Annotated in this window: 1 pseudogene; it reads right to left on the reverse strand. The window is 40.3% G+C overall.

The features are described 5' to 3' along the window. A pseudogene (locus ACFIO5_RS10410) lies at window positions 1–1,126 on the reverse strand (hypothetical protein); the annotation flags it as partial.

Here is a 1,126-nt window from a genome sequence, read left to right on the forward strand (position 1 = left end):
TACGTACGTACAACAACCACCAAAACCACCTTCGCCGCCAGTGCCACCATAAAGACTATCCCTCCCAGCATCGCCGCCACCCCAAGCCCATATCTCAAGTTCTGTCTCATCAGTAACACCTTCTGGCCAAGGAATGTCTCCACTTTCTGTTATAAGGATTTCAACAGGTTTTCTATATCCACTATCATTGCTACCATTATCATTTAGGCTATTGGCTTTGATTGAAGCCATGAGGTTGGCTGGTGAGATAAGTGCGTCTATTGTTTTTGTTCCATCAATCCAGTCTTGTTTGGCAAGAGGTTGAATGAGATCAACTTTTTTCTCTACACTGTGCGCTACATCTTGCGCTTTATTAGCTGCTGTTTGTGCAGTGGTAGCAATAGCTTTTGCATCCGTAGCATTTTTTTGTGCAACACTCGCCGTATCTAATACACTCTCTGCTGCCTCTTTTGCTTTAGTTGCTGTATGTGTCCCTTGTTGTGCACTTTCCTGTGCATGTTGCACATCATTTTCAATTTTATCAATTTTTGCAATCTGTGCACGTTCTTGAGGGGTTAAAATAAGGTGCTCATTCCCCTCTTTCATATTCTCCATATCAAATACATCTTTTTCTATTTTATCTGGATCATAGACTGATTTTAACATACCAAAAGACTTTGATATGGCAAAATAACTGATGGTATTTTTGAGATCTACCGGAGATATAGGATAATAAACACCTTCACTTCCTTTATACCATTTTTCTATTGTTGGCTGGGTAGAACTTAGCCACCGAAGCTTTGATCTTTCTTCTTCAGTCAAAATCTTTTTGGTAGGACCCTCATGCATATTTTCCATGGAAAACACATTTGATCTCACATTATCGGGATCATATGTAACCGCACTCATATCACCAATTCCTAAAGGTGATATTTGTATCCAACCATCCCCTGATAAAATCGTATTCTCATGGGCTTGCCCACTTGCTTTAATATCGTTAACAGTGATCTTATCTTTGTAGGCAAGTTTACCAATATCTCTCTTTGCAACCGCATCATCAGCTTTCTTTCCTTGAGCAGCGGTTGCAAAATATTCTACCTCATAAGCTGCTGCACTGCCCACTGAAATGGGTGCAAGAGCTTTACTA

Source organism: Bartonella sp. AA86SXKL (assembly GCF_042196885.1).